A 20,835-nucleotide genomic window follows, 5' to 3' on the forward strand; every position below is an offset into this window, starting at 1 on the left:
ATCCCTCCGGTGGAACGGCTTGCCATAACAAGCTGTGAGAAACCACATATTTATGTACGGAGCAAGGCCGCGGCGAATCGTCAAGTGGCCGTTGGGTAGCCTTCGAAAGGTGAGAGCTCGCGACACCGATTGGGACGGCGTACGCCTCCACGTCGTCACCGGTAAGGGCGGCACCGGTAAAACCACGGTGGCCGCCGCACTCGCCCTTGCCCTCGCCGCGGGCGGACGCAAGGTCCTGCTGGTGGAGGTCGAGGGCCGGCAGGGAATCGCACAGGTCTTCGACCTGCCGCCGCTGCCGTACGAGGAGAGGAAGATCGCCGTCGCGCCCGGTGGCGGGGACGTCTACGCGCTGGCCATCGACGCGGAAGAGGCCATGCTCGACTACCTCGAGATGTTCTACGGCATGCGCAGGGCGGGCAAGGCGCTGAGCAAGATGGGCATCGTCGACTTCGCCACGACCATCGCCCCGGGCTTTCGCGACGTCCTGGTCACCGGCAAGACGAGCGAGGCCGTCCGGCGCAAGGGCAAGGACGGCAGGCGGGTCTACGACGCGGTCGTGCTCGACGCGCCGCCGACCGGCCGGATCGCCCGCTTCCTCAACGTCACCAACGAGGTCTCCGGGCTGGCCAGGATGGGTCCGATCAAGAACCACGCCGACCTGGTGAACGGGGTCGTGTCCTCCCCCGAGACCGCGGTGCACTTCGTCACGCTCCTGGAGGAGATGCCCGTCCAGGAGACCCTGGACGGGCTGCAGGAGCTCCACACGATCGGCCTCCCGGCCGGCGGGGTCTTCATCAACATGGTCAGGGAGTCGTTGCTGCCCGACTCCGTCCTGAAAGCCGCAGCGAAGGGCCGGTTCGACCCGGGCGAGCTGGTGCTCGGCCTCAAGGCGGCCGGACTCACCGACGGCGGTTCCACCGGGGTCTCCGTGGCCGAGGCGCTCGCGGAGGAGATCGCCGATCACGCCCACCGGGCCGAGCTCGAACACCGCGAGCGGCTGGCGCTGAACAAGGCGGGCCGCCCCCGCTACGAGCTGCCGCTGCTGGCCGACGGGGTCGACCTTTCCGGGCTGTACGAGCTGGCGGAGTCGATCCGCGTCCAGGGAGCGGCATGAGCAAGCGCGACGAGCGACCCGGCGGGCACCGGAAGGCCCCGGTCCTCGACCTCGACGCGATCATCGACGATCCGGGCACCCGGATCGTCGTCTGCTGCGGCTCCGGCGGCGTCGGCAAGACCACCACCGCGGCGGCGCTGGGACTGCGGGCGGCCGAGCGCGGCCGTTCCGCCGTGGTGCTCACGGTGGACCCCGCCCGGCGGCTGGCGCAGTCGATGGGGCTGACCGAGCTCGACAACACCCCCAAGCCTGTCTCGGGCGTGAAGGGCAAGGGCAGGCTGCACGCCATGATGCTCGACATGAAGCGGACCTTCGATGAGATCATCGAAGCGCACGCCGACCCAGAGCGAGCCCGCCAGATCCTGACGAACCCCTTCTACCAGTCTCTGTCGTCCAGCTTCTCCGGCACGCAGGAGTACATGGCGATGGAGAAGCTGGGGCAGCTCCGCCGCTCGGGCGACTGGGATCTGATCATCGTGGACACCCCGCCGTCCCGCTCCGCGCTGGACTTCCTGGACGCGCCCGAACGGCTGGGACGTTTCCTCGACGGACGGCTCATCCGGGTGCTGATGGCCCCCGCCAAGGCCGGAGGGCGCAGCGCGTTCAAGCTGCTCAACGCCGGTTTCGGGTTCATCGCCGGAGCCATGACCAAGCTGCTGGGCGCGCAGGTGCTCAAGGACCTGCAGACCTTCGTGTCCGCCCTGGACGCCGTCTTCGGCGGGTTCAGGGCGCGTGCCGACCAGACCTACAGGCTCCTGCAGGCCCCCGGCACCGCGTTCGTCGTCGTGGCCTCGCCCGAACGCGACGCGATGCGTGAGGCGTCCTACTTCGTGGAGAGGCTGGCCGCGGAGCGCATGCCCCTGGCCGGACTCGTGATCAACCGGATGCACCTCTCGCCGGCGGGCGTGCTGTCGGCGGCCCGGAGCGCCGCCGCGGCGGAGGACCTGGAGTCGCGTGGCGAGCACGAGCTGACCGCCGCCGTGCTGCGGCTGCACGCCGGCCGGATGCAGCTGGCCGCCCGCGAGCTACGCGAGCAGGAGCACTTCGTCTCCGCCCATCCCACGGTGCCCGTGGCCCGGGTTCCCGCCATGGCGCAGGACGTGCACGACCTGAAGGGTCTGCGCGAGGTGGGCGAGCTCCTGGGCTCCCAGTAGGCGCACACGCCTGCCGGACGCGCGGCCTCGTGCCGCCCGCGGGGGCCCGCGCGGATCGTCCCGGTCCCGTGGGCGGGTCCGGCTCCTTCACGGAGACGGACCCGGCGTACGGGCACGATTACGGACGACCGCATGCGCGGACCGATGACGGACGGGCACGGCCGCGAACGTCGCACGCGCGGACCCATGGGTCTGCGACAGCCCAGGGAACGTCAGGCGCGAACGTCGCACGCGCATGCGCGGACCGGTGGCGCCCGGTCCTGGCATACGCGTGTACGGCTGACGCCCGGCCAGGCGTTCACAAGGATCGAAAACACCTGGCCGGGCGTACGCAATGTACGGCCGGCGCCGAGCGCCGGCCGTACAGGATCAGTGCGAACTCAGCCGGCGATCAGCTCATTCGTTCGCTCGTACTCTTCTTTGGCCAATTCCAGCAGGTCTCGCCAGGAATCGACATCCGGTCGCCGGCGCAGCAGCGCTCGGCGTTCGCGCTCGGTCATCCCGCCCCACACCCCGAACTCGATGCGATTGTCCAGCGCATCGGCGAGGCACTCGGTCCGGACCGGGCACCCTCGGCAGATCAGCTTTGCTCGATTCTGGGCTGCACCCTGAACGAACAAAGCATCAGGATCCGCACCCTTGCAGGCCGCACGGGAGGTCCAATCCGTGATCCACATTCGACCCCACTCCCCTTAGGTGGTCAGTCGTGACTTTTGGGGCCGACGGGCGCGGGCGTCGAGCCTTCGGTATTCAATTGCCGCAGAAAGAGAACGTACGCAATCAGACGTTCGGGCCGACAGACCCCGGCGGGACCAAATTCTCACATGGTCATCCACGGCCATCTGGCCGGGAATGACTAGTCACCTGTCCAAGCACAATCGAGACACGGACATGTCAAAATGTCGTTCCGTTACCGTTTGAGCCATCCGTCCGTCGCCGTCCGACGTACCCTGGGACTCGTGCAAGCTCAAGGCAAAGATCTGAGTTCGGCAGCCGTCAATGTGCTACGGCTCCTCGCCGCAGCCGTTGCGACAGGCGTACTGGTCGCCGCCGTGGCACTTCCGGCGATAGGCGGGGCGGGTCTGACCGTGAACGCCGCCACCGACGAGTTGCGCCTCCTTCCCGAGGAACTCAACGAACCCCCGCTCCCCGAGAAGACGATCTTGCTTGACGCGAGCGGCAAGCAGTTCGCCCAGTTCTACTTTGAGAATCGCGAATCGGTCTCGCTCGACCAGGTCTCCGACTTCATGAAGACCGCGATCGTCGCGATCGAGGACGACCGGTTCTACCAGCACGGGGCCATCGACATCGAAGGCACCTTCCGCGCGCTGGTGAAGAACTCCGCCGGTGGCGGCGACGTGCAGGGTGGCTCCTCCATCACCCAGCAGTACGTCAAGCTTGTACGGCTCAACAGCGCGGAGACCAAGGAGGAGCAGGCCGCCGCGATCGCGCCGACCGTCTCCCGCAAGCTCAACGAGCTGCGCTACGCGCTGGCGATCGAAGAGAAATACACCAAGCCGGAGATTCTTGAGCGCTATCTGAACATCTCCTACTTCGGTGCGGGCGCCTACGGCATCCAGGCGGCGGCCAAGCGCTTCTTCGGCAAGCCGGCCTCCAAGCTGAACCTGGCGGAGGCGGCCACCCTGGCGGGAGCCGTGCAGAACCCGAGCAAGACCGACCCGAACGCCGGCAAGGAGAGCCGCCAGCGCCTGCTGGACCGGCGCAACCTCGTCCTGGACCGGATGGCCGAGCTCGGCAAGGTCACGCCGCAGGAGGCGCGGGAGGCCAAGGCGAAGAAGCTCGGGTTCAAGGACACCCCGGTCCCCGGCGACTGCGACGCGAGCCCGTACCCGTATTTCTGCCTCTATGTGAAGTACGAGATGCTCAACAACGAGGACTTCGGCAAGACTCCGGCGCTGCGCAAGAGGCAGTTGCAGCGCGGCGGCCTGACGATCAAGACGACGCTCGACCCCCAGGCGCAGGCGGCCTCCGAGAAGGCCATCAAGCAGTACGTGAAGACCAGCGACAAGCCGGTCGCCTCACAGGCGATGGTCGTCCCCGGCACCGGTGCCATCAAGGGCATGGCCGCCAGCCGGAAGTACGGGCAGAACAAGAAGAAGAACGAGATCAGCTACAACCTCCCCGCCGACGGGATGCACGGCGGCGGAAGGGGCTTCCAGGCCGGATCCACGTTCAAGATGTTCACCCTGGTCACCGCTCTGAGCGAGGGCCTCAAGATCGACGACGGTTTCGGCACCGGCTCGGGCTACCGGGCTCCGAGCTCCAGCACGTTCCGCGACTGCAAGGGCAACAGGGTCGGCGAGCCCTCCCACGAGGTCCGCAACTCCAGCGAGGGCGGCGGCGGCTTCAAGACCCTGACGACCGGCACCCTGGGCTCGGTGAACACCTTCTTCATGCGGCTGGAGGAGGAGGTCGGCCTCTGCGACGTGGTCAAGACCGCCAAAAGCCTCGGTATCAAGCGGGCCGACGGGGGCAAGCTCCAGGAGGTCGAGACCTTCACCCTCGGGGTCAACGAGATGGACCCGGTGACGGTCGCCGCCGCCTACGCGACGATCGCCTCCCGCGGCGCCTACTGCAAGCCGATGGCCATCACCGAGATCCGCGACCGCGACAACAAGGCCACGTCCTACAAGCCGTCGTGCAAGCAGGTCCTGGACGAGGAGGTCGCCGACGCGGCCACCCACATCATGTCCGGGGTGTTCACCAAGGGCACGATGTCCGGGATCGGCGGCATCGGCCGCCCGGCCGCGGGCAAGACCGGCACCACCGACGCCTACACCGCCGCCTGGTTCGCCGGTTTCACCCCCGACCTCGCCTCGGCGGTCAGCCTCGGCGACCCGCGCGGCGCCTTCCAGCACGACCTGATGGGCGTGACCATCGGCGGCCAGTACTACAGCTACGTCTACGGCGCGGACATCTCCGGCCGGATCTGGAAGGACTCCATGGGCCGCGCCCTGAAGGGCGTCGATCCGACCTCCTTCACGCCGGTGAACAAGGAGCGCTTCGGCGGTTGCTCCGGCGGCAGGTGCGCGCCCAAGCCGCCCCCGAAGCCCAGGGGTGACTCGGGCGACCAGGGCGACGGCGGCGGCACCGACAACGGTGGCGGCGACGGCGACAGCCCGCCCCCGGACATCATCCTGGACCCCAACGGCGGCGCCCCCATCGTCCCGTAGCGGCACCTGAGCCCTCACGACGCCCCCGCGTCTCGCCGGGTCACCGGGAGGGCTCCCGGTCCACATCCGGGCCGCCTGTCGCGGCGAGCGGGCCCTCAAGGCTCTAGGGCGGAGCGGATGCCCACACGCGGGCGCGCGCTCCGCCCAGGGCCGTCAGGGGCTCGGGCAGAGCGCGTCGGGGACTCCGGCGCCGGAGTCCTCGTCGAAAAGCTCGGGCGAGGCGGTCGTCAGGGCCCAGGAGGGCCACCGGATCCGTCACGGGTCCGCACGAGACCGCCGGAGTTCGGCGCCGGGCCGGGATCGGCCCGGCAGCCGGGCCCGTACGCCAGGCCGACAGACGGTCGGACAGGCCCCAATGACCGTGTCGCTGAGCCGGGCCCCGTACGTCAGGCCGACAGGCGGGCCCGTACGGCCTGCGCCACCCGGCCGCCCTCGGCACGTCCGGCGACCTTCGGGTTCAGGACCTTCATGACCTGGCCCATGGCCTGCGGCCCGGCGGCGCCGCTCTCTGCGACGGCCTCGTCCACGAGCTTGAGGAGCTCCTCGTCGGAGAGCTGGGCGGGGAGATACTCCTCCAGCACGGCCTGCTCGTCCACCTCGGCCTGCGCCTGCGCCGTACGGCCGGCGCCGCTGAACGCCTCGGCCGCCTCCCGGCGCTTCTTGGCCTCCTTGGCCAGCACCTTGACGACTTCGTCGTCGGAGAGCTGACGCGCCGTCTTGCCCGAGACCTCCTCGACCCCCACGGCCGCCAGGGCCATGCGAATCGTCCGGGTGCGGATCTCGTCCCTGCTCTTCATGGAGGCCGTGAGATCGGCCTTCAGCTTGTCCTTCAATGCGCTCATGCAGTCCATCTTGCCGTCTCGCCATCCCGCTGTATCCCAAGTTTCCTTTCGAGTGCTTGATGTCGGGCATGATGGGAGGGTGAGGAAAGCAGCTGCTGTGCCCCTGTCCCTGCTCGGCGCCGGCCTGGCAGGCCTCGCCTACGCCTCGGTCATCGAGCGCAACGCCTTCCGGCTGAGGCGTTTCGACGTGCCCGTGCTGGAGCCCGGCAGGCGTCCGGTGCGCATCCTGCACCTCTCCGACCTGCACCTCACCCCCGGCAGGCGAATGCTGATCAACTGGGTCCGCTCGCTGGGCGCGCTCAACCCCGACCTGGTGGTCAACACCGGCGACTCCATCGCGCACCCCGACGCGGTCGGCCCCCTGCTGCACGCCCTCGAACCCCTGTTGTCGCGTCCGGGCCTGTTCGTCTACGGCTCCAACGACCTGTACGCGCCGCGCCCCAAGAATCCCGCACGCTACCTCTGGCGCACCTCCAAGGGTGATCGCCGCCAGACGATCCCCTCGCTCCCCTGGGAGGAGCTGGGCGCCGGCATGGCCGTCGAGGGCTGGCTGGACATGAACAACACCACGGCCCGCATCAAGGTCGGCGATCTCGACGTGGCCGTGGGCGGCATCCACGACTCCCACATCAACCGCGACCGCTACGACCTGATCGCCGGACCCGCTCCCGCGGAGGCCGATCTGCGCCTGGGCGTGATGCACTCCCCCGAGCCCCGCAACATGACCCGCTTCGCCGCCGACGGCTACCAGCTGCTGCTCGCCGGCCACACTCACGGCGGCCAGCTCTGCGTCCCCTTCTACGGCGCCCTGGTCACCAACTGCGGCATCGACCGAGCCCGGGTCAAGGGTCTGAGCCGCCACGACTCCGCCTATCTCCACGTCTCCGCCGGCCTCGGTACCAGCCCCTACGCCCCGGCCCGGTTCGCCTGCTACCCCGAGGCCACTCTCCTGACGCTGGTGCCTCGTCGCCGTGGCGACGCAAGCACCTCCGAAGTCCGCTAGACTTTCCCAAGCACGAGCAAGACCGGGGTGTGGCGCAGCTTGGTAGCGCGCTTCGTTCGGGACGAAGAGGCCGCAGGTTCAAATCCTGTCACCCCGACGTTGCAAGTCCCGAGGTAGAGGGCCGTTCCTGAGAGATCAGGAGCGGCCCTTTGCGTTTGCCGAGTGAATGACCGCGTGACGACGCTTCTCCGGCGTCTTTGTCATTCGTCCCATAAAAGCCGGCATGTGGCCTTCCCCTTCTGTCGCGAAGATCTGACCTGAGAAGAAGGTCGGGTCGCGGGAAAGACCAGATGCAGATTCGAGCCGGAGTTCCTGCGGCAGAGGACTTCCCCCGGTGGATCCGAGTCAGCCCCCGATCCAGAAGAGGATCGTGTCCGCGGCGTGGCCGCGCTTCAGGGAGGTCTGCCACTCCTCGTGCTCCACCTGGAGGAGCTCGATGAGGAGCTTGGTGTCGTAGGTGAAGGCGCCGTCCAAGCGGTCGAGTACGGCGGTGTAGGCGTCGGCAGCGGCTTTGGCCTGGGCCAGGGGGAGGTAGCCGATGGCCGGGTAGCCGTCCATCGGGCTCGGGATGTGGAACGGAATCTCCTTGGGCAGGCCCGCGTACAGAAAACCGCGTGGCAGAAGATAGGCGGGGACTCCCAGGTCACGGAGTTCGTCGTCCATGAGGCCGAAAAAGGTGGAGGGTTTGGAGTACACGCCCACGTCGAGGGCGTCGGATCCGGTGCACGCGATGACGGCCAGCAGCGCGGTGTGGTAGGCGTTGCCCGCGTAAGGGCCCACCGCGTCGGCCCGTCCGGCGATGAGGTGCTCCAGGGCCTCGGGGATGGTGAGGTCCCAGTCGATGCCCTCCTCGTCGAGGCGCAGCTGGTCGGCCCGCGCCCGCTCGCGCATGTTGTCGAGGATCTCCTCCTGCTGGGCGCTGAACGGGCCGCCCTGGACATAGGCGAAAGTCCGGCTCAGGGTAACCGTCTTCATGGCGATCACGTGACTCATGCGGACATGGTCGCATGAGCCACTGACACCGGCGTCCCAGAGCGGCAGGGGGTGGCGGCAGAGGAGGTGCCGGGCCCATAATCAAGGCCGATTTCCGCCAGCGCGTCAGACCGGCGAAGTCCAGCATGAATCTATGAGCATTTTCCGTACATTTGCCATCGACGCCGAGGTCGTCGCCGAGCTGCGCGTCCGCGACGACGCCGGGCGTCCGCCCCGCCTGATCGTCGACGCCGAGGGCGGCTCCCCGCTGCGATGCTGCCTGCGCCGTAGCCTTCCAGGAGAGCGGCTCGCCCTGCTCTCGTACGCGCCGCTGCGCCGGTGGGCGGCGCGGACCGGAGGCGATCCCGGCCCGTACGAGGAGCTGGGCCCGGTGTTCGTGCACGCGGAGCCGTGCGAGGGGCCCGGCGGGACGGGTTTCCCGGTCGACGTGGGCGGTGAGCGGCGGGTCTTCCGCGCCTACGACGCCGCGGGCGACATCCTCGGAGGACAGCTGGTGGATCACCACGTCAGCTGCGACGCCATCGCCGCGGAGACCATCTTGGCCGAGCAGTTCGCGGACCCCGAGGTGGCGCTGGTTCATGTGCGGGCGGTGGAGTTCGGCTGTTTCCTGTTCGAGGCGCACCGGGCCTGACCGTTTTCCTCGTACTTCCGGCTCGAAGGCGCGTTGACGGGGTCGAGGGAGATCGGGGAAGAGATCGGCGCCGAGGGCCGGGACGCCGGGGGCCGCGGGTCGGCGCACGGCACTGTGGCACGGCTTCCCGAGCGACCCGCCGTAACGTCATACGAACATGTTTGCGGGAGACTGTTCGGCATGATTGAGACAGAACCGAAAGCGGATCTTTGCCGTTACCTGCAGACCGTCCGCGAAGCCCTGCTGTGGAAGCTCGACGGGCTCTCGGAATACGACATCCGCCGGCCGCTGACGCCGACCGGCACCAACCTGCTCGGATTGGTCAAACACGCGGCCGGCGTCGAGCTGGGGTACTTCGGCGAGACCTTCGGGCGGCCGTTCGACGAACCCCTGCCGTGGCTGGCGGAAGACGCCGAACTCAACGCGGACATGTGGGCGACCGGCGACGAGACACGCGACGAGATCGTCGGCCTGTACCGCCGGGCGTGGGCGCACGCGGACGCGACGATCGACGCGCTGACGCTGGACACCGTCGGTCACGTGCCGTGGTGGCCGGCCGACCGGAGTGAGGCGACGCTGCACCGGATCCTGGTACACGTGATCGCTGAGACCAATCGGCACGCCGGGCACGCCGACATCGTCCGGGAGCTCATCGACGGAGCCGCCGGGCTGCGGAAGGACAGCGGCAACATGCCGTCAGACGACCAGGCGTGGTGGGAGGACTACCGGAACCGGCTGGAGCGTGTGGCGCTGGAATCCGGTCGGGGCTGAGCCCGTCGTGCCGTCGTCCGCACGGACACCCCCGGCTCCCGGAGGGGGTCCGCTGCGCCGGACGACCGCCCACCGGAGTGGCGCCCGGCGCCGGCGCCATCACCGTCGCGCCCGCGCCGGACCACTACCGGCGGCATGATCAGGATCTACGGCTCGCCGTACGCGGGGTAGCGGCGGGCGAACGGCCCGCTCGCCTTCTCAACCCGCCAGCACCTTCCGCAGCGCCTCGGCGAATTCCTGGGGCTGCCCGAGGAAGCCGCCGTGGTCGCCGGGGAACTCGACCGGCTGCGTGCCCAGCAGTCCGGCCAGCGCCGTGGAGGTCTGGTAGGTGACCAGGCCGCCCGAGCCGACGCCGAGGCCGACGACGATACGGGTGGGGCCGGCCGTCAACGCGGCGATGTCGGGCACGTGGCGGGTGGTGCCCCGGAGCTCGTGGCCGAAGAAGTGGGTGTTGTCGGCGAGGTCCTGCTCCGAGGGTTCCCCCTGCGGGGGGCCGGCGGGGACGTCGTCGCTGCCGACGTCGAGCCCGGAGCTGATCATGAACTTCTTCCACGCCGCCTCGTGCCCCTCCCGGTGGAAGGTCTCGATGATGTCGTCGACCGCGGCACGCCGCTCGACGACGTCGGGGAGCAGTTCCAGCAGTGGGGGCTCGTGCGCGACGAGCGTCCGCACCCGTCCCGGATGCCGCGCGACCAGCGCGAGCCCTGTCACCGCGCCGCCGCTGCTGCCGAACACGTCGGCGGACTCGGCTCCCAGGGCGTCCAGAAGGGCGGCGACGTCGTCCGCCCGCAACTCGGGGGTGGAGTCCTGCTCGGGGTCGTCGAGAGTGCTGCCCGCGACGCCCCGCGGATCGTGGGTGACGACGGTGTGATCGCCCGCGAGCGCGTCGGCCAGGGGCGCGAAGGCCGCGGCGGACATCGGCGCCCCCATGACCAGCAGAAGCGGTCCCGCGCCACGGACCTCGTAGTGCAGGCGCCCGCCTGAGATGTCAAGAGTGTGGATGGTGGTCATGACCGATCGTCCTTCCTCAAGTGGTCGTCGCGATGGCGGCGACGAAGCTATGACTCCGGCCGGCGGCGAAACTCATCGCTCGCCCGCTCGATCTCCTGATCATCTTGAATCTCCGCCTCGTCCTCGTGGACGCCGGCGTCTTCTCCCCGCGCGGATCAGGCCGGATCCGCGCGATGCGTCTTTGTGCGTTTCACCGTTCCGTCCGCGTCGTGGTCCGTCCACTCGCCTGTCTTCCTGCCGTTCACACACTCGCCGTCGTCGTGTGCCGTTCCGCCGGTTGTTCTCGTCGCCGGAGGAGCCGTCGCGGGACGCCCCGTAGAGAAGTCTCCTTGGTGGCCCGTGTCCGGTCGGCGGTTGAAGCTGATTTCACCAATAAGACGGTTATGCGGATCTGCTGCCGCACCGGCCGGTAATTGTCGATGCGACCCGTTAATCATCGTCCGTATCGAGGGACGGCATCAAGAAAACATATGAATCAGCGTCTAGCCCGTAAGAACCCCATATCAATTGTCCCGTCCTCATCGAGCCGGTCCGACACTGAAAACGCCGACCTCAGGAGGAGACATGGCAGTACGCACCCCCGAGCACAGTGAGCTCCCGGATACCAGGAGCGCTCTGGGACGTGGAATGGAACAGTTCCATCACCCGCGCCCCGTGTGCATCGGCCACGGGAGCGATTTCCACCCGACCCCGCAGCGCGAGCGGTTGACGGCGGGTCTCACCGGACGCGTTCTGGAGATCGGAGCCGGAGACGGGGTGAAGCTCGGATGCTTCCCCTCGGGACTCGACGAGATCGTCCTCATCGAGCCGGATCCCTTTCTCCGCGAGGTGGCCCGGACTCCCGCCGCCGAGATCTCGACACCGGTGCGTATCCTCGACGGGGATCTGATGACCCTGCCGGTCGCGAACGCTTCCTGCGACGCCGTCGTCTGCTCTCTGGTCCTGTGCTGCGTGCCCCGGCCGGAGGCGACGCTGTCCGAGGTGAGGCGCGTTCTCCGCCCGGGAGGCGAACTGCGGTTCTACGAGCACCAGCGCTCGGGCAATTCGGTTGTCGCGCTGATCGAGACCATGGCGACCCCTCTCTGGGCGCGCGCCTGCGGCGGCTGCCATCCCGCCCGCGACACCGTTGCCGCCATCGAGCGGGCGGGGTTCGGCATCGAACGACTCGACCGCCTCTCCTTCGACCACGTCAGCCACGTCCTGGGGGTCGCCCGGCCCCGGTGAGAGCACAGTCGCCCGGCCCCGGTGAGAGCCCGAAGGACCACCGGAGGAACGGAAAGCCGGGCGACCCGGCGTCTCGCGTGTCGCCCGGCCCGATTGAGCGTTTCGCCCAGCCCAAGTGCGGCCCAAGTCCGGCCTGAGCCCGGCCTGAGCCCGGGCGGAGCCCGGCCCGGGTGGGAACGCGAGGCGGGCGTCCGGGGATCGGGAAACCCGGACGCCCGCCTCGCGCCGATCCGGCATCGCCGCGCGGACGCCGGGATCAGGGATTGAAGCGGTAACCCATTCCGGGCTCGGTCAGCAGGTGAACCGGGTGGGCCGGGTCCCGTTCCAGTTTCTTGCGCATCTGGGTCATGTACTGGCGCAGGTAGTGGGTCTCCTTGAGGTACTTCTCCCCCCACACCTCGGTCAGCAGCTGGCGCTGGCTGACCAGCTTGCCGGGGTTGCGCAGCAGGATCTCCAGCAGATGCCATTCGGTGGGGGTCAGCCGCACGCCGTCGGAGACGGTCTTGCTGACCAGGTCGACGACGCGGTCGCCGATGTGGATCTGGGCGAGCTCCGACTCGTGGAGAGCGGTCCGCCGGGTCACCGCGCGGACGCGGGCGAGCAGCTCGTCGATGTTGAACGGCTTGGTGACGTAGTCGTCGGCGCCCGCGTCGAGCGCGTCCACCTTGTCCGCGCCGCCGGTCCGGCCGGAGAGCACCAGGATCGGGATCGAGGTCCAGCCGCGCAGCCCGTGGATGACGTCGATCCCGTCGATGTCGGGCAGACCGAGGTCGAGTATGACCAGGTCCGGGTGCCAGTCCGCGGCCTCGCGCAGTGCCGCGCCGCCGTCGGCGGCCACCGCGACCTCGTAGCGGCGGGCGGCCAGGTTGATCCGGAGCGCGCGCAGGATCTGGGGCTCGTCGTCGACGACAAGAATGCGGGTCATGCTCCCTCCGCAACGGCGGGCATGACCTGCTCCCGCGAGGAGATGGGCAGTGTCAGGGTCATGGTGAGACCTCCCCCTGGTGTCTCTTCGGGGGTGAGGGTCCCGCCCATCGCCTCCGCGAGTCCTCGGGAGAGCGCGAGGCCGAGACCGACACCGGTGTGGTTGTCCCGGTCACCGAGCCGCTGGAACGGCAGGAAGACACGATCGTGCGCCTCCACCGGGATGCCCGGACCACGATCGACGACCCGGATCTCCACATGGTCGCCGTGCGAGCTGCCCGTGACGAAGACCTTCTGATCGGCCGGGCTGTACCGGATCGCGTTGGACATCAGATTGACCAGGATCCGCTCCAGCAGCGCCGGATCGGCACTGATGTCAGGCAGTTCAACCGATATGTTCCCCTCGATCCTCTCGGACAGGTGACCGAGATCGTCGATGGCGCGCGGCACGACCTCTCCCACCCCCGTCGGTTGCGGCACCAACCCGAGCACCCCGGCCTGCAGGCGGCTCATGTCGAGGAGGTTGGCGACCAGCCGGTCGAGCTTGACCAGGGACTCGTCGGCGGTGGCGAGCAGTTCCTCCCGATCCTCCCGGCTCCATCTGATCTCGGTGGTGCGCAGGCTCTCCACGGCCGCCTTGGCCGAGGCCAGCGGGGTGCGCAGGTCGTGGCTGACGGCGGCGAGCAGCGCGGTGCGCATCTTGTCCGCCTCGGCCAGCGGCTTGGCCTGGTCGGCCTCTTCCCTCAGCCTCTCCTGGCGCAACGCCACGGCCGCCTCCGCGGCGAACGCCTCCAGCACCCGCCGGTCGGAGGCCTCCAGCAGCCTGCCCCGCACGACGAGTACCAGTTGCTCGTCGATGACCACGTCGGTGTCGGCCGTGCCGGGACAGGTGCACGGGGAGCCGCCCGCGGTGGCGACGATCCGCCACGCCTCGGGATCCGACTGGTCGTCCGGGCCTGGTTCGTCGATCCTCTCCAGCAGCGTGACCGAGGTCAGGCCGAAGGTCTCCCTGAGCCGGGCCAGCAGGGACGGCAGCGCCGCATCGCCACGCAGAACATGGCCCGCCAGGGTGGACAGCACCTCGGCGTCCGCCGTCGCCCGTGCCGCCTCCCTCGTACGGCGGGCCGCCACGTCGACGATCCCGCTCACCGCGGCGGCGACCACGATGAAGACGACGAGGGCGAAGAGGTTCTCCGGGTTGTAGATCGTCAGGGTGTGGAGGGGAGGGGTGAAGTAGTAGTTGATGAGGAAGGAGCCGACGATCGCCGCGGTGAGGGCCGGCCACATGCCGCCGATGAGGGCGACGCCGACGACCATGACCAGGAAGAACAGGATCTCGCTGGGCAGCGACAGCACGTCTCTGAACGGGATCAGCACGGCGGTGAGCGCCGGCATCCCGACGACGGCGACCGCCCATCCGGCCAGCCTCCTCTTGCGGGTCAGCGCGGCCCGCGCGTACGGAAGCCGGCGTCCTTTCCTCGCCTCGTCGTGAGTGACCATGTGGACGTCGATGGTCCCGGACATCGTGGTCGCCGTGACCCCCACCCCCCGGGAGAAGATCTGAGCGAACCGGCCACGCCGGGAGGCCCCCAGCACGAGCTGGGTCGCGTTCACCCCCCGGGCGAAGTCCAGCAGAGCACGCGGGACGTCGTCACCGACGACCTGGTGGTAGGTGCCGCCCATGCTCTCCGCCAGTGCGCGCTGGCGGACCAGACTGGCCGGGTCTCCCTCGGTCAGGCCGTCGGACCTGGTGACGTGGACGGCGAGCAGGTCGGCGCCCTTGGTCCTGGCCGCGATCCTGGCGGCCCGCCGTACCAGCGTGTCACCCTCCGGACCGCCGGTCAGCGCCACCACCACCCGCTCACGGGCCTCCCACGTCCCGGCGATGCCGTGGTCGGCGCGATACCGGTCGAGCTGCTCGTCGACCTTCCCCGCGACCCAGAGCAACGCGAGCTCCCGCAAGGCGGTCAGGTTCCCGATCCGGAAGTAGTTGGAGAGGGCGGCGTCGACCTTCTCCGGGGCATACACGTTGCCGTGGGCCATCCTGCGACGCAGCGCCTCGGGCGACATGTCGACCAGCTCGACCTCACTGGCCCGCCGGACGACCTCGTCGGGCACCGTCTCGCGCTGCGGCACCCCGGTGATCGCCTCGACGACGTCGTTGAGCGACTCCAGGTGCTGGACGTTGACCGTGGAGATCACATCGATCCCGGCATCGAGGATCTCCTCGATGTCCTGCCAGCGCTTCGCGTTCCGCGACCCCGGCACATTGGTGTGCGCCAACTCGTCGATCAACGCCACCCTCGGCCCACGCGCGATGACCGCGTCCACATCCAGCTCGGTGAAGACGGTCCCCCGATAGGTCAGGGACCGCCGGGGAACCACCTCCAGGTCGTCGACCAGCTCGGCCGTACGGGGGCGGCCATGGGTCTCCACGAGACCCACGACCACGTCCTTGCCCCGCATCAGTCTCCGCTGCCCCTCACTGAGCATCGCGAAGGTCTTGCCGACACCGGGAGCCGCACCCAGATAGACGCGCAGCCGCCCGCGTGCGGTGTTCACCTGGTCGCTCCGCTCCGAGGTCGCGGCGCGAACCGCTCGTGCCTCGCATTCCACAGCGCCCACCCGGTCGCTCCGCTCCGGGGCCGCGGCGCGAACCGCTCGTGCCTCGCGTTCCACAGCGCCCACCTGGTCGCTCCGCTCCGAGGTCGCGGCGCGAACCGCTCGAACCTCGCATTCCACAGCGCCCACCTGGTCGCTCCGCTCCGAGGTCGCGGCGCGAACCGCTCGTACCTCGCGTTCCGCACCGCGGTCATCCTCTGTCGAGGGCCAGGTTGAGCTTCAGCACGTTGACGGCAGGATCTCCCATGAAGCCCAGGGCACGGCCGGTGGTGTTCTCCTTGATCAACTGCTCGACCTTCTCCAGAGACATGCCGCGCTCCTTGGCGACGCGAGGTGCCTGGATCTCGGCGTAGGCGGGCGAGATGTTCGGGTCGAGGCCGGAGCCGCTGGCGGTGACCGCGTCGGCGGGCACCACGGCCTTGGCGTCACCGCGAACGGCGACCGTACGGCCGGCCGCGTAGTCCTCGCCGGGCTTGCCGCACTCCACCTTCACGCCCTGGTAGTCGGTGACGAACGGGGCAGCGGGGCAGGCCTGGTTGACGCTGACCGCGCGGGTGACCGTGCCGACGGCCGGGAAGACCTTCAGCACCGCGCCCACGCCGTCCGGCGTGCAGTACGGCCTGGCGCCGCTGACGCCGTCCAGCTCGCCGATCGCCTTGGACCGGGCGCAGACCTGGGTGAGCAGCGACTGCTTGCCCTCGTCCGGGTTGCCCTCGTCGTCCTTGGCTCCCGGCACCGGCAGGGTGTCCAGGATGTCCTCGGGGCCGAGGTTGCTGGCACTGGTGGAGGTCGGGTCGTAGCCGTCACCGGCGGCCGACGGGCGGCTCTGGAAGTACTGCTTGAGCGGATTGCCGTCGGCGTCGGTGAATTTCTGGCCGATCAGCGCGCTGCCGACCGGCTTGCCGCCCTTGTCGATGATCGAGCCGTTGGCGTTGCCGTTGAACACGGCCTGGGCGACCCCGGTGACCAGGAGCGGGTAGGCCGCGCCGAGGATCAGGGTCAGGACGATCAGCGCGCGGAGCGCGGCGAGGTGCTGGCGGACCCAGCTGGGCAGGCGTTCCATTAGGACATCCCCGGAAGGAACTGGATGAGAAGGTCGATGATTTTGATGCCGACGAACGGCACGACGATGCCGCCCAGGCCGTAGACGTACAGGTTGCGGCTGAGCAGTTTCGACGCGCTGGACGGCCGGTAGCGGACGCCTCTGAGCGCCAGCGGGATCAACGCGATGATCACCAGGGCGTTGAAGATGACCGCCGACAGGATCGCCGACTGCGGGCTGGCCAGGCGCATGACGTTCAGCGTGTCCAGGCCCGGATAGACCGCGGCGAACATCGCGGGAATGATCGCGAAGTACTTGGCGATGTCGTTGGCGATCGAGAAGGTCGTCAGCGCGCCCCGGGTGATCAGAAGCTGCTTGCCGATCTCCACGATCTCGATGAGCTTGGTCGGGTTGGAGTCGAGGTCGACCATGTTGCCGGCTTCCTTGGCGGCCGACGTGCCGGTGTTCATCGCCACGCCGACGTCGGCCTGCGCGAGCGCGGGCGCGTCGTTGGTGCCGTCACCGGTCATGGCGACCAGCCGGCCGCCCTCCTGCTCCTTCCTGATCAGTGCGAGCTTGTCCTCGGGCGTGGCCTCGGCGAGGAAGTCGTCCACGCCCGCCTCGTCCGCGATGGCCCTGGCCGTCAGCGGGTTGTCACCGGTGATCATGACGGTCCGGATGCCCATCCTGCGCATCTCGTCGAACCGCTCGCGCATGCCCTGCTTGACGACGTCCTTGAGGTGGATGACCCCGAGCACGCGGGCCGTGCCGTCGGCGACCTCGCCGACCACCAGCGGGGTGCCGCCGGAGCCGGAGATGGCGTCCACCGTGGCGCCGACGTCGTCGGTCGGGTGCCCGCCGTTCTCGCGGACCCAGCGCATGACCGCGGTGGCGGCGCCCTTGCGGACCTGGCGGCCGTCGAGGTTGACGCCCGACATCCTGGTCTGGGCGGTGAAGTTGACCCACTCGGCGTGGGCCAGCTCGCCCGGTTCCCGCTCGCGCAGGCCGTACGCCTGCTTGGCGTAGACCACGATCGAGCGCCCTTCGGGGGTCTCGTCGGCGAGGCTGGCCAGTTGCGCGGTGGTGGCCAGTTGCTCGGCGGTGACGCCCTCCACGGGCACGAACTCCGACGCCTGCCGGTTGCCCAGGGTGATGGTGCCGGTCTTGTCCAGCAGCAGCGTGCTCACGTCACCCGCCGCCTCCACGGCACGACCGCTCATGGCCAGTACGTTGCGCTGCACGAGACGGTCCATGCCGGCGATGCCGATCGCGCTCAGCAACGCGCCGATGGTCGTCGGGATGAGGCAGACCAGCAGCGAGACCAGGACGATGCCTGTCACGCCGTCGGCGGTCAGGGCGAGCGAGTCGGGGATGCCGGGGTTGATCGACTTGGAGTAGATCGCCAGGGGCTGCATGGTGGCGGTGGTGATCAGGAAGATGATCGTCAGCGCGGCCAGCAGGATGTTCAGTGCGATCTCGTTGGGCGTCTTCTGGCGGTTGGCGCCCTCGACCAGAGCGATCATCCGGTCGATGAAGCTCTCGCCCGGCTTCTGGGTGATCTGGACGACGATCCGGTCCGACAGGACCTTGGTGCCGCCGGTGACCGCCGACCGGTCGCCGCCGGACTCCCGGATGACCGGTGCGGACTCGCCGGTGATGGCCGACTCGTCCACCGACGCGATGCCCTCGACCACGTCGCCGTCACCAGGGATGATCTCCCCGGCCACGACGACCACGAAGTCGCCCTGCCTGAGCTCCGGCGCGCCCACGGTGTCCCACTGGGAGACCTCGGCACCGGGCTTCCAGCCGCCCAGACGGCGGGCGGTGGTGTCGCGCTTGGCGGCACGCAGCGTCGCGGCCTGGGCCTTGCCGCGGCCCTCGGCCACGGCCTCGGCCAGGTTCGCGAAGACCACCGTCAGCCACAGCCACACGACGATGGCCCAGGCGAAGAACGACGGGTCGACTATCGCGAGGACGGTGGTGAACAGGGCACCGGCCTCGACGATCAGCATGACCGGGTTGCGCCACAGCGTCGCCGGGTTCAGCTTCCTGAACGCGTCCGGCAGAGACCTGACGAGCTGCTTGGGATCGAGCAGGCCGCCGCCGATCTTCTTCTCCGAGGCGGGGGTACGACCCGGCGCTTCGAGCACTGGGGTGGACATCAGTGGATTCCTTCTGCGAGCGGGCCGAGCGCGAGGGCGGGGAGGAAGGTCAGGGCGACGACGATGATCGTCACGCCGACGACCATGCCGACGAACTGTGGCCGGTGCGTGGGCAGCGTGCCCGCCGACGCCGGGACCGGCGCCTGCCTGGCCAGCGATCCGGCCAGGGCGAGAACGAAGATGATGGGCAGGAACCGGCCGAACACCATGGCCAGCCCGGTCGCGACGTCGTACCAGGGGGTGTTGACGGTGAGACCGCCGAACGCCGAGCCGTTGTTGTTGGACGCGCTGGTGAAGGCGTAGAGGATCTCGGACAGGCCGTGTGGCCCGCCGTTCAGCATGCTCGCCCGTTGCTCCGGCGATCCCATGGCGAGAGCGGTGCCGACGAGCACCAGGGTCGGCGTGACCAGGAAGTACATCGACGCGAGCTTCATCTCACGGGCGCCGATCTTCTTGCCGAGATACTCCGGCGTACGGCCCACCATCAGGCCCGCGACGAAGACCGTGATCACGGCGAGCACGAGGATGCCGTACAGGCCCGCGCCCACACCGCCCGGCGCGACCTCGCCCAGCATCATGTTGAACATCGTCATCATGCCGCCGAGCGGGGTGAACGAGTCGTGGAAGGAGTTGACCGCTCCGGTGGACGTGAGCGTGGTCGCGGCGGCGAAGGTCGCGGAGTTCGACACCCCGAACCGCAGTTCCTTGCCCTCCATCGCGGCGCCGACGGCCTGGGTCACGGTGGCGTTGCCGGACAGCTCGAAGACGTTGGTCAGCACGACGCTTCCGAAGGCCAGGATGGCCATGACCGCGACGATCGCGTAGCCCTGCTTGACCTGGCCGACCATCCTGCCGAAGGTGCGCGGCAGGGAGAACGGGATGAGCAGGATCGCGAAGATCTCGATCCAGTTGGTCCACGAGGTGGCGTTCTCGAACGGGTGGGCGGAGTTGGCGTTGTAGAAGCCGCCGCCGTTGTTGCCCAGCTCCTTGATGATCTCCTGGCTGGCCACCGGGCCGCCGGTGATCGCCTGCGGGTTGCCCGTGAGGGTCGTCAGCTCGTGCGCCCCGGAGAAGTTCTGGATCAGACCGCCGGCGACCAGCACGAGCGCGCCGACGAAGGCGATGGGGAGCAGGATTCGGATGGAGCCGCGGACCAGGTCGACCCAGAAGTTGCCGAGCCCGTCGCTCTTGTTCCGGGCGAATCCGCGGACCAGCGCGATGGCGACGGCCATGCCGACCGCGGCCGACACGAAGTTCTGCACCGCCAGACCGGACATCTGCACCAGGTGGCCCATCGTGGACTCACCGGAGTAGGACTGCCAGTTGGTGTTGGTCACGAAGCTGATCGCGGTGTTCCACGCGATGTGGTCGGTGACCGGCGCCATCCCCAGGGACAGGAAGAGCTTGTCCTGCAGGCGCTGCAGGCCGTACAGGAAGAGGATGGAGATGACCGAGAAGGCCAGCACGCTGCGGGCGTAGACGCTCCAGCGCTGTTCGGAGTCGGGCTGGACGCCGAGCAGGCGGTAGACGAAGCGCTCGACGACGTTGTGCTTGGCGCCGGTGTAGACCCGGTACATGTAGTCGCCCAGGGGGCGGTGGGTCAGGCCCAGCACGACGATGAGGGATCCGATGAACAGGATCCCGGCGAATGTGGAACTCATCAGAAGCGCTCCGGGAAGAGCAGGGCCGCGATCACGAAGATCACCAGGCCGATGACCACCACCAGGCCGGCGGCGTTGACGGCGCTCACAGGCGCTCCACCGCCTTCACGACGAACCCGAAGATCACGAAGATCGCGATCGTCAGGACGACGAAGATGAGGTCGCCCATCTCACTCCTCTGAATCCGGAAATATTTCGCCACACCAGACGGGGGCGCGAATGCAAGCAAAGCGTGAGTTTTTTCTTATAAGGCGCTTCTTGACGGGTTCCATACGCGAGACCGCCAAGCTTTGACGCCATCACTACGCGGAGCCCGGGGATTCACGACGTCCCCGCTCCAGGGGCCAGAGGCGATCCCTCTCGTGAGGGCCTGAACCCTCTGGGGCCCAGAGTCCCGCGTCCTCCCCGTACGGGGGCCAGAGACGATCTCTACGCAGGGGCTCGGAGACCCGCGTTCATCCCTTACCCGGGAAGCCGGAGCCCCATC

At 68.9% G+C, this 20,835-nt stretch carries 18 protein-coding genes and 1 tRNA gene; 8 read left to right on the forward strand and 11 right to left on the reverse strand.

Annotated elements, in window-relative coordinates; genetic code table 11:
* Window positions 1-109: 109 nt before the first annotated feature.
* Together bagA and bagB are read left to right on the forward strand one after the other, a co-directional pair.
* Window positions 110-1,114 (forward strand): ATPase BagA, encoded by a 1,005-nt coding sequence (gene bagA / locus J2853_RS32325; RefSeq protein ID WP_307564491.1) that lies wholly within the window; start codon window positions 110-112, stop codon window positions 1,112-1,114.
* A complete protein-coding gene (bagB, locus tag J2853_RS32330) occupies window positions 1,111-2,268 on the forward strand; it encodes an ATPase BagB (RefSeq protein WP_307564492.1) in 1,158 nt (385 codons plus the stop codon). Before bagA ends, bagB begins: the two co-directional genes overlap by 4 nt.
* A gap of 380 nt (window positions 2,269-2,648) precedes the next feature.
* Here bagB and J2853_RS32335 read toward each other — a convergent pair whose 3' ends face one another.
* Window positions 2,649-2,945: a WhiB family transcriptional regulator gene (locus J2853_RS32335; RefSeq protein ID WP_012887233.1), complete on the reverse strand. Its 297-nt coding sequence runs from the start codon at window positions 2,943-2,945 to the stop codon at window positions 2,649-2,651.
* A gap of 282 nt (window positions 2,946-3,227) precedes the next feature.
* Between J2853_RS32335 and J2853_RS32340 the strand changes: the two genes are divergently transcribed.
* Window positions 3,228-5,462 carry a transglycosylase domain-containing protein gene (locus J2853_RS32340; RefSeq protein WP_307564493.1) on the forward strand — a complete coding sequence of 745 codons (2,235 nt, stop codon included), beginning with the start codon at window positions 3,228-3,230 and terminating at the stop codon, window positions 5,460-5,462.
* Between the two features lie 386 nt (window positions 5,463-5,848).
* On the opposite strand, the gene J2853_RS32345 is transcribed toward J2853_RS32340, so the two are convergent.
* Entirely contained in the window at window positions 5,849-6,304 is a 456-nt protein-coding gene (locus tag J2853_RS32345; protein ID WP_307564494.1) for a GatB/YqeY domain-containing protein, read from the reverse strand.
* Between the two features lie 79 nt (window positions 6,305-6,383).
* Between J2853_RS32345 and J2853_RS32350 the strand changes: the two genes are divergently transcribed.
* Both J2853_RS32350 and J2853_RS32355 read left to right on the forward strand, forming a co-directional pair.
* On the forward strand, window positions 6,384-7,307 hold the full coding sequence (locus J2853_RS32350; RefSeq protein ID WP_307564495.1) for a metallophosphoesterase: 924 nt from the start codon (window positions 6,384-6,386) through the stop codon (window positions 7,305-7,307).
* Between the two features lie 23 nt (window positions 7,308-7,330).
* Window positions 7,331-7,404: transfer RNA gene (locus J2853_RS32355), tRNA-Pro, on the forward strand.
* Window positions 7,405-7,652: 248 nt separating this feature from the next.
* Here J2853_RS32355 and J2853_RS32360 read toward each other — a convergent pair.
* Window positions 7,653-8,300 carry a DUF7691 family protein gene (locus tag J2853_RS32360; protein WP_307564496.1) on the reverse strand — a complete coding sequence of 216 codons (648 nt, stop codon included), beginning with the start codon at window positions 8,298-8,300 and terminating at the stop codon, window positions 7,653-7,655.
* A gap of 133 nt (window positions 8,301-8,433) precedes the next feature.
* On the opposite strand from J2853_RS32360, the gene J2853_RS32365 reads away from it, so the two are divergent.
* Entirely contained in the window at window positions 8,434-8,931 is a 498-nt protein-coding gene (locus J2853_RS32365) for a DUF1203 domain-containing protein (RefSeq protein ID WP_307564497.1), read from the forward strand.
* 180 nt (window positions 8,932-9,111) lie between these two features.
* A complete protein-coding gene (locus J2853_RS32370; RefSeq protein WP_307564498.1) occupies window positions 9,112-9,702 on the forward strand; it encodes a DinB family protein in 591 nt (196 codons plus the stop codon).
* A 198-nt stretch (window positions 9,703-9,900) separates the two neighbouring features.
* Here J2853_RS32370 and J2853_RS32375 read toward each other — a convergent pair whose 3' ends face one another.
* Window positions 9,901-10,713, reverse strand: coding sequence for an alpha/beta fold hydrolase (locus J2853_RS32375; protein ID WP_307564499.1), 813 nt, complete (start codon window positions 10,711-10,713; stop codon window positions 9,901-9,903).
* A gap of 564 nt (window positions 10,714-11,277) precedes the next feature.
* Between J2853_RS32375 and J2853_RS32380 the strand changes: the two genes are divergently transcribed.
* Window positions 11,278-11,937, forward strand: coding sequence for a class I SAM-dependent methyltransferase (locus J2853_RS32380; RefSeq protein ID WP_307564500.1), 660 nt, complete (start codon window positions 11,278-11,280; stop codon window positions 11,935-11,937).
* Window positions 11,938-12,193: 256 nt separating this feature from the next.
* On the opposite strand, the gene J2853_RS32385 is transcribed toward J2853_RS32380, so the two are convergent.
* From J2853_RS32385 to J2853_RS32415, 7 genes are all read right to left on the reverse strand, one after another.
* Window positions 12,194-12,862, reverse strand: a complete 669-nt coding sequence (locus tag J2853_RS32385) for a response regulator (protein ID WP_307564501.1) — start codon at window positions 12,860-12,862, stop codon at window positions 12,194-12,196.
* Window positions 12,859-15,423, reverse strand: a complete 2,565-nt coding sequence (locus tag J2853_RS32390; protein WP_307568904.1) for a sensor histidine kinase — start codon at window positions 15,421-15,423, stop codon at window positions 12,859-12,861. Before J2853_RS32390 ends, J2853_RS32385 begins: the two co-directional genes overlap by 4 nt.
* Window positions 15,424-15,673: 250 nt before the next feature.
* On the reverse strand, window positions 15,674-16,546 hold the full coding sequence (locus tag J2853_RS32395; protein ID WP_307564502.1) for a potassium-transporting ATPase subunit C: 873 nt from the start codon (window positions 16,544-16,546) through the stop codon (window positions 15,674-15,676).
* The gene (gene kdpB, locus J2853_RS32400; RefSeq protein ID WP_307564503.1) at window positions 16,546-18,687 is read right to left on the reverse strand and encodes a potassium-transporting ATPase subunit KdpB; all 2,142 of its coding nucleotides are present in this window, start codon (window positions 18,685-18,687) and stop codon (window positions 16,546-16,548) included. The genes J2853_RS32395 and kdpB overlap by 1 nt, the downstream gene beginning before the upstream one ends.
* Window positions 18,687-20,348: a potassium-transporting ATPase subunit KdpA gene (kdpA, locus tag J2853_RS32405; protein ID WP_307564504.1), complete on the reverse strand. Its 1,662-nt coding sequence runs from the start codon at window positions 20,346-20,348 to the stop codon at window positions 18,687-18,689. Before kdpA ends, kdpB begins: the two co-directional genes overlap by 1 nt.
* The gene (locus J2853_RS32410; protein ID WP_089211357.1) at window positions 20,348-20,437 is read right to left on the reverse strand and encodes a potassium-transporting ATPase subunit F; all 90 of its coding nucleotides are present in this window, start codon (window positions 20,435-20,437) and stop codon (window positions 20,348-20,350) included. Before J2853_RS32410 ends, kdpA begins: the two co-directional genes overlap by 1 nt.
* Complete coding sequence (locus tag J2853_RS32415; protein ID WP_307564505.1) at window positions 20,434-20,577, reverse strand: hypothetical protein; 144 nt, start codon at window positions 20,575-20,577, stop codon at window positions 20,434-20,436. Before J2853_RS32415 ends, J2853_RS32410 begins: the two co-directional genes overlap by 4 nt.
* Between the last annotated feature and the right edge of the window lie 258 nt (window positions 20,578-20,835).

The organism is Streptosporangium lutulentum (assembly GCF_030811455.1).
Classification (GTDB): domain Bacteria; phylum Actinomycetota; class Actinomycetes; order Streptosporangiales; family Streptosporangiaceae; genus Streptosporangium; species Streptosporangium lutulentum.

Coding starts and splice junctions, on each gene's coding strand:
- J2853_RS32380 (WP_307564500.1), top strand. CDS start 11,278: ATGGCAGTACGCACCCCCGAGCACAGTGAGCTCCCGGATACCAGGAGC.
- bagB (WP_307564492.1), top strand. CDS start 1,111: ATGAGCAAGCGCGACGAGCGACCCGGCGGGCACCGGAAGGCCCCGGTC.
- J2853_RS32345 (WP_307564494.1), bottom strand. CDS start 6,304: ATGAGCGCATTGAAGGACAAGCTGAAGGCCGATCTCACGGCCTCCATG.
- J2853_RS32385 (WP_307564501.1), bottom strand. CDS start 12,862: ATGACCCGCATTCTTGTCGTCGACGACGAGCCCCAGATCCTGCGCGCG.
- J2853_RS32335 (WP_012887233.1), bottom strand. CDS start 2,945: ATGTGGATCACGGATTGGACCTCCCGTGCGGCCTGCAAGGGTGCGGAT.
- J2853_RS32360 (WP_307564496.1), bottom strand. CDS start 8,300: ATGAGTCACGTGATCGCCATGAAGACGGTTACCCTGAGCCGGACTTTC.
- J2853_RS32395 (WP_307564502.1), bottom strand. CDS start 16,546: ATGGAACGCCTGCCCAGCTGGGTCCGCCAGCACCTCGCCGCGCTCCGC.
- kdpA (WP_307564504.1), bottom strand. CDS start 20,348: ATGAGTTCCACATTCGCCGGGATCCTGTTCATCGGATCCCTCATCGTC.
- J2853_RS32375 (WP_307564499.1), bottom strand. CDS start 10,713: ATGACCACCATCCACACTCTTGACATCTCAGGCGGGCGCCTGCACTAC.
- J2853_RS32365 (WP_307564497.1), top strand. CDS start 8,434: ATGAGCATTTTCCGTACATTTGCCATCGACGCCGAGGTCGTCGCCGAG.
- kdpB (WP_307564503.1), bottom strand. CDS start 18,687: ATGTCCACCCCAGTGCTCGAAGCGCCGGGTCGTACCCCCGCCTCGGAG.
- J2853_RS32370 (WP_307564498.1), top strand. CDS start 9,112: ATGATTGAGACAGAACCGAAAGCGGATCTTTGCCGTTACCTGCAGACC.